At 69.2% G+C, this 14,328-nt stretch carries 13 protein-coding genes; 7 read left to right on the forward strand and 6 right to left on the reverse strand.

Annotation, left to right across the window (positions count from 1 at the left end; genetic code table 11):
• Positions 1-62: 62 nt before the first annotated feature.
• Together OG519_RS16950 and OG519_RS16955 are read right to left on the reverse strand one after the other, a co-directional pair.
• Positions 63-809, reverse strand: coding sequence for an IPT/TIG domain-containing protein (locus OG519_RS16950; protein ID WP_405584208.1), 747 nt, complete (start codon positions 807-809; stop codon positions 63-65).
• Between the two features lie 819 nt (positions 810-1,628).
• Complete coding sequence (locus OG519_RS16955) at positions 1,629-2,429, reverse strand: DUF5324 family protein (protein WP_405584211.1); 801 nt, start codon at positions 2,427-2,429, stop codon at positions 1,629-1,631.
• Between the two features lie 215 nt (positions 2,430-2,644).
• Here OG519_RS16955 and OG519_RS16960 point away from each other — a divergent pair, with 215 nt between their 5' ends.
• Positions 2,645-3,205, forward strand: coding sequence for a peptidylprolyl isomerase (locus tag OG519_RS16960; protein ID WP_405584214.1), 561 nt, complete (start codon positions 2,645-2,647; stop codon positions 3,203-3,205).
• Between the two features lie 166 nt (positions 3,206-3,371).
• Positions 3,372-4,229 carry a rhomboid family intramembrane serine protease gene (locus OG519_RS16965; protein WP_405584216.1) on the forward strand — a complete coding sequence of 286 codons (858 nt, stop codon included), beginning with the start codon at positions 3,372-3,374 and terminating at the stop codon, positions 4,227-4,229.
• A gap of 296 nt (positions 4,230-4,525) precedes the next feature.
• On the opposite strand, the gene crgA is transcribed toward OG519_RS16965, so the two are convergent.
• Entirely contained in the window at positions 4,526-4,780 is a 255-nt protein-coding gene (gene crgA, locus OG519_RS16970; protein ID WP_405584218.1) for a cell division protein CrgA, read from the reverse strand.
• Between the two features lie 143 nt (positions 4,781-4,923).
• Between crgA and OG519_RS16975 the strand changes: the two genes are divergently transcribed.
• From OG519_RS16975 to OG519_RS16995, 5 genes are all read left to right on the forward strand, one after another.
• Positions 4,924-5,709, forward strand: coding sequence for a DUF881 domain-containing protein (locus OG519_RS16975; RefSeq protein WP_405584221.1), 786 nt, complete (start codon positions 4,924-4,926; stop codon positions 5,707-5,709).
• A gap of 160 nt (positions 5,710-5,869) precedes the next feature.
• Positions 5,870-6,073: a hypothetical protein gene (locus OG519_RS16980; protein WP_405584223.1), complete on the forward strand. Its 204-nt coding sequence runs from the start codon at positions 5,870-5,872 to the stop codon at positions 6,071-6,073.
• Positions 6,070-6,726, forward strand: coding sequence for an aminodeoxychorismate/anthranilate synthase component II (locus OG519_RS16985; protein ID WP_405584226.1), 657 nt, complete (start codon positions 6,070-6,072; stop codon positions 6,724-6,726). Before OG519_RS16980 ends, OG519_RS16985 begins: the two co-directional genes overlap by 4 nt.
• A complete protein-coding gene (locus tag OG519_RS16990) occupies positions 6,723-8,351 on the forward strand; it encodes a class E sortase (RefSeq protein ID WP_405584229.1) in 1,629 nt (542 codons plus the stop codon). The genes OG519_RS16985 and OG519_RS16990 overlap by 4 nt, the downstream gene beginning before the upstream one ends.
• A gap of 77 nt (positions 8,352-8,428) precedes the next feature.
• Positions 8,429-9,157 (forward strand): class E sortase, encoded by a 729-nt coding sequence (locus OG519_RS16995; RefSeq protein WP_405584231.1) that lies wholly within the window; start codon positions 8,429-8,431, stop codon positions 9,155-9,157.
• Positions 9,158-9,295: 138 nt separating this feature from the next.
• On the opposite strand, the gene pknB is transcribed toward OG519_RS16995, so the two are convergent.
• The 3 genes from pknB to OG519_RS17010 all read right to left on the reverse strand — a co-directional run bounded on the left by pknB (position 9,296) and on the right by OG519_RS17010 (position 14,309).
• Positions 9,296-11,293: a Stk1 family PASTA domain-containing Ser/Thr kinase gene (gene pknB, locus OG519_RS17000; protein ID WP_405584234.1), complete on the reverse strand. Its 1,998-nt coding sequence runs from the start codon at positions 11,291-11,293 to the stop codon at positions 9,296-9,298.
• Positions 11,294-11,469: 176 nt separating this feature from the next.
• Positions 11,470-12,930: a peptidoglycan D,D-transpeptidase FtsI family protein gene (locus OG519_RS17005; RefSeq protein ID WP_405584236.1), complete on the reverse strand. Its 1,461-nt coding sequence runs from the start codon at positions 12,928-12,930 to the stop codon at positions 11,470-11,472.
• The gene (locus OG519_RS17010) at positions 12,927-14,309 is read right to left on the reverse strand and encodes an FtsW/RodA/SpoVE family cell cycle protein (RefSeq protein ID WP_405584239.1); all 1,383 of its coding nucleotides are present in this window, start codon (positions 14,307-14,309) and stop codon (positions 12,927-12,929) included. Before OG519_RS17010 ends, OG519_RS17005 begins: the two co-directional genes overlap by 4 nt.
• Positions 14,310-14,328 lie beyond the last annotated feature (19 nt).

Genomic DNA, 14,328 nt, shown 5'->3' on the forward strand with positions numbered 1-14,328 from the left:
CGGCGGCTCCCGGCGGGACGCACCGCTGAGTGCGGTGTGCGGCGGGCTGTCGCGCGTGCGGATCAGATGCCGGGGCCGGCCAGATAGGTGAAGGCGCCGACGTCGGTGGCGGTGCCGGCCGGGTTGGTGACGGTGACGTCCACCGCGCCCGCGGCTCCGGGCGGCGTGACCGCCGACACGGTGGTCGCGTTGATGACCGAGAAGGGGGCCGGTGTGCCGTCGAAGGCGACCTGCGTGGTGCTGTCCAGGTTGGTGCCGGTGATGGTCACCGCGGTGCCACCGGATGTCGGGCCGCTGGCCGGGACGAGCGTGGCGACGGTCGGCGCGTCGATGTAGGTGTACGTCAGGCCGTTGTTGGTGCCGCCGGCGGTGGTCACGCTGACCCCCACCGGTCCGGCCGCGGCGCCCGCGGGCACCACGACGCTGAGCTGACTGTCCGACACCACGGTCGGAGTGGCCGCGTTGGCGCCGAAGGCGACGCTGGTGGCCGTCGACAGGCCGGTGCCGTTGATGAGGATGGTGTCGCCGCCGGCGGTGGCGCCCGAGTTGGCGCTGAGATTGGACTTGAACGGCGCCCCGACGTAGAAGAACGAGATCGGGTTGCTGGTGCCGCCAGGGGTCGTCACGGTCACGCCGACCGTGCCGGCGCCGGACGGGGAGACCGCGGTGACCTGGGTGGGCGAGACGTTGGTGACAGCGGTGGCGAGCTTGCTGCCGAAGCGCACCGCGGTGGTCCCGCTGAGGTTGGTGCCGGTGATGGTGACGGTCGTGCCGCCGCCGGTAGACCCCTGATTCGGGCTGATAGGCATGGTTGTCCTCCTGCTAGTGCCGCGTGAATCGGACTGATGCCACTCCCCGGGAGGTGTCGTCGGGACCGGTGGGGAAGGGTCTGCCGCGCCCGTCCCGGACGGAATAAGTCCCGCTGAAAACTGTCGACTCACCGCTCCGCGCCGCCTGGGAACGCGGCAGTGGAGGGCTGGCTTGGGAAAGGCGGTGGCTCATGGGTGGCACCGGAGGCCACGTCAGCCGGTGTCGTGGTGACACCGGCTGACGATCCAACAGCCCTCTACGGGGGTGCCCATCGCGACAGAACGGCGTCAAACGCTGTCTGGGTCCGTGCAAGCATGGACAGTCGGCGATCGGGGCCGGTTGCCGCGCTCCCCCGGAGAGGGATGGGCGGCCCACCGGTTTGGATGAGTTCATTGACCCATCCGAGGTATCCAGGGGCAATCGATTTGACTGGAAGTCACCCATTTACCCGAGCGCACCGGCGTGCGGGAGGCGCGCAATTCGGCCCGCCAGTGCGCCCTCCGCGTCGTTACCCCGCCGGATCCCTGTCAGGGGGCGCTTTGGTCGCGGGCGCGGCTGTGTGCGCTACGGGGCGGTGCAGATAGGACGCTCCGGGCTCATGTTCCACGTGGAACACGGGTGACATCGGATGTTCTTCGGTGCGGTGGACGGCTCTTGGTGCCGGGCTGGCGTGCTGAAGAGTGCCTGGTGCCTGGTGCCTGGTGCCTGGTGCCGGGCGCGGCCTCGCCTGATCGTGCGGCCGCGGCACAACGGCGGGAGGGCGGCACCCCCTTGGGGTACCGCCCTCCCGCCGTGCCGAGGACTCGACAAGAACCGCCTCAGCGGTCCTCGTCCCGCCGTGCGGCGTCCGCCTGCTTCGCTTCCACCTCCGGGTCGAGGGCGTCGGCGCTCTTCTGGGGCGCCGACCCGTTGACCGATCCGTCGGCCTCGGCGGCCAGCGTCTCGTCCATGGGGTCGACCACCGTCAGGGTGCCGGTGCCGTTGGTGGCGACCCGGTCGCTCTCCATGGGCTCGGCCGACTCGTCAGGACCCACCAGCCAGTCCGGGTTGGACTGCTTGCTCCACCACTTGACGGCCGCGAACGCCGCGCTGCCGGCCAGCCCGATGACGACCAGTCCCCGGAACGCCCGGCCCGTCCGCTGCCGGCGGATCTTCCGCCGCACCAGACGCTCGATGTCCGCCGCGGACACCGAACCCCGCAGCGCCTGAAGGGCGGCGCCGCCACGCAGCACCACCTCGTCCTTGGCCGGGCCAGCGTTGGCGCGGGTGGCGGCGACCGCCGTGCTGACCTTCGGCGCGGTGTACTCGGCGGCCGCTTTCGCGCCCTTCTTCGTAGCGGTGGTCACGGTCTCGATCGCCGTCGCGGCCTTAGGCGGTACGGCCGCGGCAGCCTGGTCACGCACCTGCTCCACCACGTGCTCGACGCGATCCGCGAGCTTCGCGTCGTACTGCTGCTTCGCCAACAGCCCGGCCTGCTTGCCATAGACGCCGGCCTGCTTGCCGTAGTGCACGGCACCGTCCTTGGCCGTGCTCGCGTACGGTGCCGCCACCTCCGCGGCGTGCCGCACGCTGTCCTTGGTCACGTCAGCCGCGTGGCGCACGCTGTCAATGCGGGTCACAGGAACCTCCTCCTCGGTGGCGTACGTTTTCCGCCTGTCCACCCGGTTTGAAATCATGCCTGGCCGGACGTCTTACGGCATGCGCGGCACGGCATAAGGGTCAGAGAGCCCCTTTCCGGAGGTAGGAGCGCCTGTGATCGCGGGGAACCCGGCGGTCGACCGCCGGGGCGTGAAAGGATTTGTGCCCTGTCAGTGAGGACTATGGAAGGTAGATCGTGGCCGAGCAGCTCTACGCCACCCTGAAGACCAACCACGGGGACATCGTGATCCGGCTGCTGCCGAACCACACCCCCAAGACCGTGGACAATTTCGTGGGCCTCGCCGAGGGCACCCGCGAATGGACCGACCCGCGCACCGGCAAGCCGTCCCATGACAGGCTCTACGACGGCACGGTGTTCCACCGGGTGATCTCGGGCTTCATGATCCAGGGCGGCGACCCGCTCGGAAACGGCACGGGGGGCCCGGGCTACGAGTTCGCCGACGAGTTCCACCCCGATCTCGCCTTCGACAGGCCCTATCTGGTGGCGATGGCCAACGCGGGACCGCACACCAATGGTTCGCAGTTCTTCATCACCGTCGCCCCCACCACCTGGCTGTCGCGCAAGCACACCATCTTCGGCGAGGTCGCCGACGACGCCAGCAAGAAGGTGGTGGACGCGATCCTCAGCGCGCCGACCAACCCCAGGACCGATCGTCCGCTGGAGGAAGTGGTCATCAGCACCGTGGTGGTGGAGAAGCGCGACAGTTCCGTCCGGCTGGACCAGCAGGGCGCCTGATCCCCGGCGCCCCTGCTGGTCCAGTCGGGTCCGTACGCCGCCGGGAGCGCGTGATCCCGTACGCTTCGGGAACACAGCGCCCCGTCCGCACGTAGTCAGTGGGCGGGGCGCGTGAGCGTTTCGACGGCATTCGCGCCAGGGGATCAGCAGGGGATTGGGACGTCACATGGACCAGCAGCAGGTGACCTGCTACCGGCATCCGGACCGGGAGAGCGGCATACACTGCACCCGCTGCGACCGGGTGATCTGCCCCGAGTGCATGGTGAACGCGTCGGTCGGCTTCCAGTGCCGGGAGTGCGTCGAACAGGCGTCGAGCGCGCGGGTCCAGCCCCGTACGGTGGCCGGCGGCTCGGTGGCCGCGGACCCGTTCCTGGTGACGAAGATCCTCATCGGCCTCAACATCGCGGTCTTCCTGCTGGTCCAGGCGGTCGGCAACCGGATCGCGCTGGATCTGGGGCTGTACGCGCTCTGCGGCAACGACCCGACCGGCGGCCAGGTGTGCATCGGTGTCGCCCAGGGGCCCGACCAGTGGTATCGGCTGGTGACCTCGGCCTTCCTGCATCAGCAGTACTGGCACATCGGCTTCAACATGCTGTCGCTGTGGTGGATCGGTGCCCCGCTGGAGCGGATGCTGGGCCGCAGCCGCTATGTGGTCCTCTACTTCGTCTCGGCGATCGCCGGCAGCGCCGCGGTGCTGCTGCTCGCACCGGACGCGCTCACCCTCGGTGCCTCGGGCGCGATCTTCGGCCTCTTCGGCGCGACGGCGGTCTTGATGCGGCGGCTCCGCTACGACATGCGCCCGATCCTGGCCCTGCTCGTGCTGAACATCGTCTTCAGCTTCACCTGGACCGGGGTGAGCTGGCAGGGGCACATGGGCGGGCTGGTCGGCGGCACGCTGGTCGCCATCGGTATGGCGTACGCGCCGCGCGAGCGCCGGGCGCTGGTGCAGTGGGGGACATCCGCCGCGGTGCTGGTCGCCGCACTGGTGGTGAGCGCGATCGCTGTGGCCCAGGTCACATCCTAGCGGCCGTGTCCGCTGGCGTTGATCAGACGTTATCCACAACGTATGGGGGTAGCGCCGCGACCTGTGCACAACTGGTGGGTCGGGTGGTGTGGATGGTCACCGATCCACGTTTTCCCTGCAAGATCAACGAAAGACCGGTGGCCGCCGTGCTGCCACCGGTCTTGTCGCCGATCGTACCGGCGTCAACCTCGTAGAGGTTATCCACAGATCTTCCGACCTTTTCCCCACTGTGGATAACTGTGTGGAAAAACCTGTGGGCCCAGGCCGGAGGCCGTCGCCCACCGGCGTCGGGGCCCCTACTTCCACTGCGTCGAGACCACGAACCCGCCCGCGATGAAGCCGAAACCGACCACGATGTTCCAGTTGCCCAGCGCGTCCACCGGCAGACTGCCCTGGGTCACATAGAACAGCACGATCCAGGCGAGGCCGACGATGAAGAACGCCAGCATCAGCGGCGCCACCCAGCCGCGGGTGCCGAGCTTGATGGCGGTGGCGGTCTTGGCCGGGGGCGGGGTGAAGTCGGCCTTCTTGCGGATCCGTGACTTCGGCACGAGGAACTCTCCTGTCGATGCGCTGCGTAACCGCGCGGGTGTCGGGGTCGAGCCGGGCGGATGGATGCCAGTGGCGGCACTACCGCTTCCGGGCGTCCGTTAGCGTAGTGCTTCCTCGGGTTGTTAAGGAGACAGGGTATTTGGTGACCAGTACCGGTGGCACCACCCCCACCGCTTCTTCTTCCCGGTCTGTCCATCGCACCGTAGCGCTGCGGGTGCTCAGCGCGGGAGTCTTCGCGCTGGCCGGATTGATCTTCTATACGAGTTTCGACACCGCGAAGGGCGTCGACATCCGCAGCGACGACCCGCTGCCGAAGCTCTCCGACAACGTCCGGGCCAAGAGCGGCCAGAACGGGCGACTCGAGGCGCAGGTCGCCGGGGTCCGCCAGGACGTCGACCGGCTGGCCCGCCAGGGCGGCGGCCTCTCCCCCGCCGAGCGGGCCCGGATCGACGCCCTCGCCGCGGCGGCCGGCACCGAGCCGCTCACCGGCGCCGCCCTGGACGTCACCCTCGACGACGCTCCGCCCAACGCCACCGCCCTGGTCCCGGGCGTCCCCGACCCGCAGCCCAACGACCTCGTCATCCACCAGCAGGATCTCCAGGCCGTGGTCAACGCGCTCTGGCAGGGCGGCGCCCAGGGCATCCGGGTGATGGACCAGCGCCTCATCTCCACCAGCGCGGTCCGCTGCGTCGGCAACACCCTGATCCTCCAGGGCCGGGTCTACTCCCCGCCGTACCGGATCACCGCGGTGGGCGACCGTACGAAGCTGCGGCAGGCCCTCGACAAGAGCCCGGCCATCCAGAACTACCTCCAGTACGTCCGCGCGTACGGCCTCGGCTGGAAGGTGGCGGCGCAGAGCCGGACCACCCTCCCGGGCTACGCGGGCTCGGTCGATCTTCACTACGCCAAGCCGGTGAGCGGTCAGTGACCGAGGTGCGATTCGGCTGTGATTCACCTGTGTATGAGGAATGGGTCAACTGTGGTCCGGCAACGGGAGATGAACCGAAGCCGAAGCTTTGACCAGCGGAACCCCCGGTAAGACCGATCGCCCTTTACTCTGTTGCGGGGACTGAGAAGGAAGGCAGCGCATGTACGGCTGGATCTGGCGGCACCTGCCAGGTAACGCGTGGGTGAGGTCGTTCACCTCGGTCGTGCTGGCGCTCGTCATCGTCTATCTTCTGTTCCAGTACGTCTTCCCATGGGCCGAGCCGCTGCTGCCGTTCAACCAGGTGACCGTCGACAACAACAACAGCGGCATGGCCGCCGTGAGCGGGGTGGCAGCGTCCCTATGAGTCCTCGAATCCTTGTCGTCGACAACTACGACAGCTTCGTCTTCAACCTCGTCCAGTACCTCTATCAGCTCGGCGCCGAGTGCGAGGTGCTGCGCAACGACGAGGTCGAACTCGCGCACGCCCAGGACGGCTTCGACGGCGTGCTGCTCTCGCCCGGCCCCGGCACCCCCGAGGAGGCCGGGATCTGCGTCGACATGGTCCGGCACTGCGCGGAAACCGCGGTGCCCGTCTTCGGCGTCTGTCTCGGCGTGCAGTCGATGGCGGTCGCCTACGGTGGCGTGGTGGGCCGCGCGCCCGAGCTGCTGCACGGCAAGACCTCGCCGGTGACGCACGAGGGCACCGGGGTCTTCGCCGGGCTGCCGACGCCGTTCACCGCCACCCGCTATCACTCACTGGCCGTCGAACGGGACAGCCTGCCCGATGAGCTGCGGGTCACCGCCTGGACCGACAACGGCATCATCATGGGACTCAGGCACCGGGACGCCGCCGTCGAGGGCGTGCAGTTCCATCCCGAGTCGGTGCTCACCGAATGGGGCCACCTGATGCTGGCCAACTGGCTCGCCGAATGCGGTGACCTGGAGGCGGTGGACCGTTCCCGCGGCCTCGCCCCGGTGGTCGGGGCGGGCGGGCTCACGGGGAGGGCGGGGGCGTGACCACGCTCCGACCGGAGCGTCCCGCCGACGGCCCGATGTCCTATGAGGACACCGGGCAGTTCGCCGCTGTCGTGCAGCAACTCGACGACCCCCTGAACGACCCGCTGCCCGGCCGTCCGCCGGTGGTCCGGGAGGAGCCGCCCGACCTCCCCGCAGAACCCCCCGAGCTCCCCGAACCCCCAGAGGCCCCGGAACCCCCAGCGCTCCCCGAGTTCCCCAAGCTCCCCGACGACGAAAACGAGGAGCGGGGGCCATCGGCGGTCCCCGAGGTACGGGAGCGGCCGGCTCCGCAGGCGCAGCGGCGGGAGCCGCCCGCACCGTTCTACGCCAGGCCCTTCGTCACCGACGTCCCCTCGGCTCCGTCCGGCGCGTCGCCCTGGTTCGGCTCGGCGGCGGGAGCGCCGGAGGCGTTCGCACCGCCCGAGCCGGTACGGCCGGCGGTCCACGAACTGCCGGAGAACGTACCGCCGGCGGCCTTCCAGCCGCCGGAGACCGTACCGGACGTCCCCCCGGAAGCCTTCGAGCCGCCCGAGACCGTACGGAGGCGGCGAGCCCTCCGGCAGGACCCCGACCTCGACCTCGCGGCGACCACGCAGCTTCCCGTGGTGCGGATGCCGCCTCCCGCGGCGACGCGGCCGGCGGCGGAACCGGCGGAAGAGCCGGTGGCCGACCCGGCCCGGGTGGACCCGGCAAGCCCGGCAAGCCCGGTGGACCCGGTAGGCCCGGTGGAGAGCACCCCGCTGCTGGCGGGGGGCGAGGACGCGGCGACCCCGACCTCCCCGTCGGAGGACGGCGGCCGGGCCGCCCGGCGGAAGGCCGCGCGGCAGGGCGGCGGCCACCGGGCGCGGGGCCGTACCGCGGGACCGGCCGACGCCTCCCCGGCGGAGCCGTCCGCCCCGCTCAGCCGGATCGAGGCGCGCCGGGCCGCCAAGGCGGCCAAGGACAGTCCCTCGGTCGTCATCAGCCGCGTCGTCGGTGAGCTGTTCATCACCACCGGCGTCATCATGCTGCTCTTCGTCACCTACCAGCTCTGGTGGACCAACGTCCGGGCCCATCAACAGGCCAACAGCGCCTCCAACAAGCTGGAACAGCAGTGGGACACCGGCACCTCCGACCCGAGCCGGGCGGCCGGCACCTTCTCAGCGGGCCAGGGCTTCGCGATCATGTACATCCCCAAGCTGGACGTCAAGGCGCCGATCGCGCAGGGCGTCGACAAGGGCTCGGTACTCGACAAGGGCATGATCGGCCACTACGACGGGTCGCTGGCCACCGCGATGCCGTGGGACAAGACCGGTAACTTCGCGGTCGCCGCCCACCGCAACACCCACGGCGAGCCCTTCCGCTACATCAACCACCTGGTGCCGGGCGACAAGGTGGTGGTCGAGACGGCCACCACCTACTACACCTACGAGATCACCAGCTCGCTGGCGTCCACCCCGCCTTCCAACATCAGCGTGCTCCAGCCGGTGCCGACCGGGTCCGGCTTCACCAAGCCCGGCCGCTATCTGACCCTCACCACCTGTACGCCGGAGTTCACCAGCACCAATCGGCTGATCGTCTGGGGCAAACTGACCGAGGAACGGCCGCGCAGCAAGGGCAAGCCCGACGCGCTGGTCGGGGGCTAGTGCCGACCGGAGCCGCCGAGCCGGCCCCCGCCGCCGAGCCGGCCGCCACCCCGACCGGCCACGTAGAACGGAACAGCGTGACGAGCAGCAAGCCTCCGGGGCGGGGGCCTGTCGCGGCCACCGTCAGTTTCCTCGGCGAGATCCTGATCACCGCCGGTGTCCTGCTCGCCCTCTTCGTCGTCTACTCGTTGTGGTGGACGAATGTCATCGCCGACCGCCATGAGAAGCAGGCCGGTGACCGGGTGCGGGAGCAGTGGGCGCAGGGTCCCACCGGGAGCGGCGGCGCCGCCGCCCCCGGGTCGCCGGGCAGCCTGGACACCAAGAACGGCATCGGCTTCCTGCACGTGCCGGCGATGGGCAAGCACTACGAGGTCCTGGTCGACAGGGGCACCTCGACGGAGGTGCTCAACGAGGGCGTGGCCGGCTACTACACCGACCCGACCCCGGCCGCGATGCCCTGGGACAGCCTCGGCAACTTCACCCTCGCCGCCCACCGGGACGGACACGGGGCCAAGTTCCACAACATCGACAAGATCCAGGACGGCGACCCGATCGTCTTCGAGTCCAAGGACACCTGGTACGTCTACAAGGTCTACAAGATCCTCGACCAGACCTCGAAGTACAACGTGGCCGTCACCGACCAGGTGCCGAAGGAGTCGGGCAAGACCAGGCCGGGCCGCTACATCACGCTGACGACCTGCACGCCGGTCTACACCTCGCGCTACCGCTACATCGTCTGGGGCGAGCTGGTGCGGACGCAGAAGGTGGACCAGCACCGGACGCCGCCGGTGGAGCTGACGCGGTAGATCCCGGCAGTTCCCGGTACCGGGGAAGCCGAAAGGGGGCGGCCCGCACATGGTGTGCGGGCCGCCCCCTTCAGTACGACTTCCGGTCCGGTCGGTACGACTTCCGGTCCGGTCGGTACGACTTCCGGTCCGGCCGGGTCAGCCCTGGCCGTCTCCCTGGTTGTCCCCTTGGCCGGCGCCCGGGCCGCCCTGGCCGCCGAAGACGTGCAGGGTGATCGTCTGGCCTTCTTGGAGCGGTGTACCGGCCTGCGGGTCGGTTCCCATGACCCGCGCGTCGTCGCCCGCGTTGTTGTCGACGCTGATCTGGAGGTTGAGGTTGAGCCCGTTCAGCGCCGCCTTGGCCTGTCCCACGGTCTGGAACGTCAGCGGCGGCATCGTCTGCTGCGGTGCCTGCGTCTGCGGGCCGTCGGAGACGGTCAGCACGATCTGGGTGTCCAGCGTCTGGGAGCTCAACGCATCAGGGCTCTGCTTGATGACCGTGTCCTTGGCCGCCGCGTCCGGCTGGCGCTGCACCGTGACCTTGGTGAAGCCGGCCTGCGCCAGCGTCGACTGGGCGGTCGAGAGCGGCAGACTCTGCACGTTCGGAACCTGCTTCTGCGTCGGCTGCTGCGCCACCGTCAGCGTGACCGTCGAGCCCTTGGCGGCCAGCGAGCCGCCGTCGGGGTCCTGCTTGAGGACGGTGTCCTCCTCGTCGGTCGTCGAGGTCTGCGTCTTCTCCTTGACCTGGAAGCCCTGGTCGAGGAGCTGCTGCCGGGCCGCGTCGAACTTGTCATGGGTGACGTCGAGGACCTTGACCGGGGCCGCGCCCTTGGAGAGGTTCACGGTGATGGTCTTGTCGGCCGGCGCCTTGGCGTCGGCGGCCGGCGTCTGCTTGCAGACGTCGTTCTTGTCGACGTTGTCGCAGAAGGTCGCCGGGCCCTGGACGATCTGGAGATTGACGTTGGCGGCGGTGGTCCTGGCATCGGCGAGGGACATGCCGCTCAGGTTGGGCACGGTGACGCCCGAACCGGGTGAGTTACCGGGGAAGATCGCCTTGCCGAGGAAGATCGCGCCCACCAGGACCAGGATGCCCGCCACGACGAGCAGCACCGTCGAGGTGTTTTTGTTCTTCTTCTGGCGGCGCCGGTCCGGGCGGTCGTCGTAGCCGTAGCCACCGTCGTCGTCGCGCAGCGGCGGCAGCATCGAGGTGTGCTGGGCGTCCGGCTGGGGCTGCAACGCGGTGGCGGCGCCGCCGTCGCCGTACTGGTGCGGGTAGCCGTAGCCGACCGAGCCCATCGCGGCGGCCGCGGCGACCGGCTGGCCGTCCAGGCACGCCTCGATGTCGGCCCGCATCTCGTCGGCCGACTGATAGCGGTAGTTGGGGTCCTTGGTCAGGGCCTTGAGGACGATGGCGTCCATCGCCGGGGTGACCTCGGGGTCGTACACCGACGGCGGCTGCGGTTCCTCGCGTACGTGCTGATAGGCGACCGCGACCGGTGAGTCGCCGACGAAGGGCGGCCGTACGGTCAGCAGCTCGTAGAGCAGGCAGCCGGTGGAGTACAGGTCGGAGCGGGCGTCGACCTGCTCGCCCTTGGCCTGCTCGGGGGAGAGGTACTGGGCGGTGCCGATGACCGCGGCGGTCTGTGTCATGGTCATGCCGGAGTCGCCCATGGCGCGGGCGATGCCGAAGTCCATGACCTTGACCTGACCGGTACGGGTCAGCATCACGTTGGCCGGCTTGATGTCGCGGTGCACGATGCCCGCCCGGTGGCTGTACTCCAGGGCCTGGAGGATGCCGACGGTCATCTCCATGGCGCGCTCGGGCAGCAGCTTGCGGCCCGAGTGGAGCAGCTCACGCAGGGTGGAGCCGTCCACGTACTCCATCACGATGTACGGGATCGAGACCCCGTCGACGTAGTCCTCACCGGTGTCGTAGACGGCGACGATCGACGGGTGGTTGAGTGAGGCGGCCGACTGGGCCTCGCGGCGGAACCGGGCTTGGAAGGACGGGTCGCGGGCAAGATCCACCCGGAGCGTCTTCACGGCGACGGTACGGCCGAGCCGGGTGTCGTGGGCGAGATAGACCTCGGCCATGCCACCGCGGCCGAGCACCGAGCCCAGCTCGTACCGGCCGCCGAGGCGACGCGGCTCTTCCATAGCTCTGCCCTCTCTCAAACCCGATCTCAACCGAATCCGTTAACCATTGCCCTTTACCTGCTCGGGCATACGCTACCGGGCGTACATCGCGTCTCAGCGCCCTGCCCGTCCGCCGATACAGGACCGGTATGTGGCCGCGTCCGCCGCGCCACCGAATTCGCTTATGTATTGACCAGCTACTTGTTGAGCACCGCCTGCATCACCTTCTTGGCGATCGGCGCGGCGAAGCCGCCACCGGAGACCTCCTCGCGGTCGGCGGCCGCGTCCTCCACCACGACGGCCACGGCGACCGGCGAACCCTGGTCGGTCATGGCGTACGACACGAACCAGGCGTAGGGGACGCCCTCGTTGTTGATGCCGTGCTGGGCGGTACCGGTCTTGCCGCCGACGGTGACGCCGGGGATCTTGGCGTTGGTGCCGGTGCCGGAGTTGACCACGGTCTCCATCATCGACTGGAGCTTCTGCGCGTTCTCCGGGGACAGCGGCGTGCTCAGCTTGCTCGGGGTGGTCTGGGAGATGGTGCTCAGATTCGGGGCGACCAGCTTTTCCACCTCGTAGGGCTTCATCAGGACGCCGTTGTTGGCGATGGCCGAGGCGACCATGGCCATCTGGAGCGGGGTGGCCGCGGTGTCGAACTGTCCGATGGAGGACTGTGCGACATGGTCAGCGCTCATCTTGGTGTCGAAATTGCTGGCGTCCGCCCGGACCGGGATGAACTGTTCCTTGTTGAAGCCGAACTTCTCCGCCTCGCCGACCATGCTGTCGAGGCCGACCTGGACCCCGAGCTTGCCGAAGACCGTGTTGCAAGAGTACTTGAGCGCGTTACGCAGCGTGGCGTTCTTGCACGGGATGGTGCCCTCGTTGCGGAGCGCGGTCGTGGTGCCCGGCAGGATGTACGGATCGGGCGAGTCGGTGGCCTGGTCGGGATCGGTGATCTTGCCGCTCTCCAGCGCCGCGGCGGCGGTGACCAGCTTGAACGTCGAGCCCGGCGGATAGGTCTGGCGCAGCGCCCGGTTCTGTGTCGGGTCGTCCGGATCGTTCTTCTTGTCGAGCGCGACCCAGTTCTTCTCATCGGTCTTGGAGTTGCCGGCGATGGTCGAGGGGTCGTACGAGGGGGTGCTCGCCATGGCGAGGATCGCGCCGGTGCGGGGGTCGATCGCGGCGACCGCGCCCTTCTTGTTCCCCAGGCCCTCGAAGGCGGCCTGCTGCGCCTTGGCATTGAGCGTGGTGACGACGTTGCCGCCCTGCTTCTGCTTGCCGGTGAGCAGGTCGATGGTGCGGTTGAAGAAGAGCCGGTCGTCATTGCCGGTGAGGAACTTGTCGTCCACACCCTCCAGGAAGGAGGTGCCGAAGGCCTGCGAGGCGTGGCCGGTGACCGGTGCCCACATCGGGCCGTCGACGTAGGTGCGCTTGTACTTGAAGTCGCTGCCGGTGGTCGTGGTGTGGCCGGTGACGGGCTTGCCGTCCACGATGATGTCGCCGCGCGGCTGGGCGTACTGGTTGATGGCGACCCGGCGGTTGTGCGGGTCGTTGGAGAGCTGGTCGGCCTGGACGAACTGCACGTAGTTCACCCGGGCCAGCAGGGCGAGGACGAGCAGACCGCAGAAGACCGCGACCCGTCGCAGAGGCTTGTTCACTGGCTGCGCACCACCTGGGTCGCTTCGACATCGGGAGAGGGGGCCGGGCTCGGCGCCGGCCGCCGCGCCGTGTCGCTGATCCGGAGCAGGATCGCGACGAGCGCCCAGTTGGCGATCACCGAGGAACCGCCCTGGGCCAGGAACGGCATGGTCATACCGGTCAGCGGGATGAGGCCGGTGACACCGCCGGCCACCACGAACACCTGGAGCGCGAACGCGCCGGACAGGCCGATGGCGAGCAGCTTGCCGAACGGGTCGCGGGCGGCGAGCGCGGTACGGATGCCGCGTTCGATCAGCAAGCCGTAGAGCAGCAGGACGGCCATGAGTCCGGCCAGGCCGAGCTCCTCGCCGACGGTGGCCAGGATGTAGTCGCTCTTGGGGGCGATGCCGAGGATGAGCCGGGAGTAGCCCTGGCCGAGGCCGGAGCCGAAGATCCCGCCGGAACCGAAGGCGTACATGGCCTGCGCGGTCTCGGTGACGCCGCCGTTCTCCAGCGCCAGCGGATGCAGCCAGTTCTGCACGCGCACCTGGACGTGCGGCTCGGTCATCGACACGAGCACCGCGCCGCCGCCGCTGAGCAGCAGGCCGAAGACGATCCAGCTGGTCCGCTCGGTGGCCACGTAGAGCATGATCACGAAGAGGCCGAAGAAGAGCAGTGAGGTGCCGAGGTCGGTCTCGAAGACCAGGATCAGCAGGCTGATCGCCCAGACCACCAGGATCGGGCCGAGGTCGCGGCCGCGCGGCAGGTACAGGCCCATGAAGCGGCGGCTGGCCAGGGCGAGGGCGTCCCGCTTGACCATCAGGTAGCCGGCGAAGAAGACGGTGATGATGATCTTGGCGAACTCGCCGGGCTGGAGCGAGCCGATACCCGGCAGCGTGATCCAGATCTTCGCGCCGTTGACGCCGGGGAAGAAGATCGGCGCGATCAGCAGGACCAGCGCGACCACCATCGAGATGTACGTGTAGCGCTGGAGGATCCGGTGGTCCTTGAGGAACACCAGCACCAGCACGAACAGCACCAGACCGAGGGCGGACCACATGAGCTGGTTGGGCGCCATGGCGGCGCCGAGCGACGGCTCCTGGTCGAGCCGCCAGATCAGCACCAAGCCGAGGCCGTTGAGCAGGGTGGCGATCGGCAGCATCAGCGGGTCCGCGTACGGGGCGTACTTGCGCACCAGGAGGTGGGCGCCGCCGGCCAGCACGCCGAGGCCGACGCCGTAGCCGAGCAGCCCGGCGGGGACCGAGTCGTTCTTGGCGAGGCCCACGTTGACGTAGGCGAAGAGCGGGATGACGACCGCGAAGACGAGCAGCGCCAGCTCGGTGTTGCGCCGGTTGGGGGCGCCGATGGACGTGATGGTGGTGGTATTGCTGGCGCTCATGACGAGCCGACCCCTCCTG

This window comes from Streptomyces sp. NBC_01190, assembly GCF_045039895.1.
Classification (GTDB): domain Bacteria; phylum Actinomycetota; class Actinomycetes; order Streptomycetales; family Streptomycetaceae; genus Actinacidiphila.